Source organism: Frankia sp. AiPa1 (genome assembly GCF_023243075.1).
GTDB lineage: Bacteria > Actinomycetota > Actinomycetes > Frankiales > Frankiaceae > Frankia.
In genome coordinates this window covers 1-2,296 of record NZ_JALKFZ020000088.1, presented here as the reverse complement: position 1 = coordinate 2,296, position 2,296 = coordinate 1, and the positions used below count along the sequence as shown (strand labels likewise).

Below are 2,296 nucleotides of genomic sequence, written 5' to 3'. Positions count from 1 at the left end.
CACACCCGTTTATTATTAGAATGGGCATTTTTTTTTTTTTTTTTTTAAAGGGGGGGGGGGGGGGGGGGGGGCGCGCGGGCCCCCCCGCGCCGTGCTCGCCGGCGCGTCGCTGACGTTGGAACTTCTTCAGTCCAGCCGTTCGAAACTCGGCTTCGGGGCCGTCACTGGCGTACGCTGTTCGTTGATATGCAGCCAGGCCGGCGCCTCGACCGACACGAGACGGTGTGACACTCCGATCAGATGCTGTTGAGCCGCATCATTGAGGGCGGCTTCAATATCCTGAACGCGAGCGGTCGGATACTTCTCCAATTGCTCCTGCAGGCGCTGCGCCTTCGCGCTGGGTTTCATGTAATAAGGCGGCCGTTCATGTTTACCGAGCGTGCAAACCGCTGCAGCAACAGCCCAATAGCAATCGTTGAAAAGTCCCATAAATCCATTCGGGTCCGGAAATACCGCCAACCACAGACCTAGTTTACGGTCAAATCGAACTCCCGGCGGGCATCCAGGAGCCTCCGGAACGATCCCTACGCGAAGACCTCTGCCCGCTTCAAGCAACTTCCAGTTGCTCTTGATAGTAGCCGCGGCATATTTGAGAGTATGATCGTCGCTCAGAAATATGTCAGTCTTCCACACTTGTCGGATTCGGGGGCCCAGAAGATCCTCCGCGATCTTCCCTTTCGCAGCCACTTTTACCCAGGGCCCGAATGTATACGGCCTGCCGGACCCGTCCGGCAAAAGAACTGCTTGATCTCCGGCATTGTTGACGACCGCCTCCAGAAATCCAAGGTATTTTGCGCGCTCATAACCAAAGAGCACAGAGCTCGGCCGGTCCATGCCCTTAAAAAGTCTGGGAGACGCCTTCCCGAGAGCCGTCGCGACGATCTCCGAGGTCAGAGGTTCTCCCCCAGAGATCGCTTCGTGGACCGCCCACTCAAAGCCGTCGCCCCGCATTCCTTTGTCGCGATCCAGTCGTGCAACCTTGGCAAGCTGACGCATGGTCACATCAGCACGGTCACAATTAAGATCGGTAAGGTCGTCACTCGTCAGTTGATCAAGTTGCGCCCGCACGATCGATCGGGCAACTGCATACAGCGCCCGACCATACTCATCAATGGGCTCTTTCTGCTCAAGGAAAGTGACATCGCCACCACCGTTTGACTGCACCCGTCCAACCACTTTTCTGTCCGACCTCCGATCCTCTGCCGTCCTCTATTTAGGAGACACATCACTCAGCGGCCATCTTACAGTAGCTACCGGCAGCTATGGCAGTCAGCGCGGTAGTCAAGCCCCTAGGCTCGTTGAGCACGGCAGTCGCAGCAGCGAGTCGCCGATAATGCTCACCCAGAAAACTACCATTCACTCCGGCGCCGATTTGGAGTGCGCGTGCGGTACGGTCGATCATCATAGTACCTGCGAGGCGGTCTCCTATTGGAACGATCGTAATTTCGCGAATCATCCGACGGACCAGAAAACATGGCGACAAGAAATCCTACAGCTAGGACTACCACCACGATAACAGTAATCTTATTATCGCTTGACTTCTTCTCGGCCTCAGCTTGATCCACATAGGACCAAACTTTAACCTTAACTGTAATCAAATCTCCCTCCGAACCGACCTTACTCTTATTCTCAACAGTGACCAAGCCGTATCGGTGGCCACTTGTCTTGACGCAGTAACTCGATCCTATGGACGTTGAAGCCTGCAAGACATATTCTGTCGCCCTCGAACAAGAGTCAAAAGCTCCCGAGCGATCGAGCGGCCGAGCAATTCGCGTCGACGAACCTATAACCAGACTGGAGTCTCTGTTTCCAATATCATCCCCGCCGGTCGGGCTGAACTGGTCACTAACATCCCAGTTCGGAGCGGTAGAATCTAGATTTACATAGATGCCGGGGGGAATATTTATAGTACCAGCCCGTCTGATAGCCGAATCTGACGGCACAGCATTGCTTGCATTCAAGCAATCATCTCCGGCGCAGGAAGATGGCGCCTCACTACTGGGCGTCTGTGTTTCTACTGGCGCCGCAGGCGTCGGCACGAGCACGACTAGCGGCGTCGGAGTCGAGGTAGAGACTGGCGATGGCTGAGGATGAGGAGCTGCGTCTGACTCGTGACTGAGGACTGTCACCAGCACGCTTGTAATCAATGTTGCTACCGCGGCCAAGACTGCAGCAATGATGACTTCTGACCGCAACGCCCACCGTAGCCATGGGACCGGCGAGCCCGCCGCACCACCCGAGCCCGCCGCACCACCCGAGCCCGCCGCACCACCCGAGCCCGCCGCACCACCCGAGC

General features: G+C 56.5%; 1 protein-coding gene. It reads right to left on the bottom strand.

The annotated features are described in order from the left end of the window. Positions 1–126: 126 nt before the first annotated feature. Positions 127–1,164 (bottom strand): hypothetical protein, encoded by a 1,038-nt coding sequence (locus MXD95_RS07580; protein ID WP_250639825.1) that lies wholly within the window; start codon positions 1,162–1,164, stop codon positions 127–129. Positions 1,165–2,296: the final 1,132 nt, after the last annotated feature.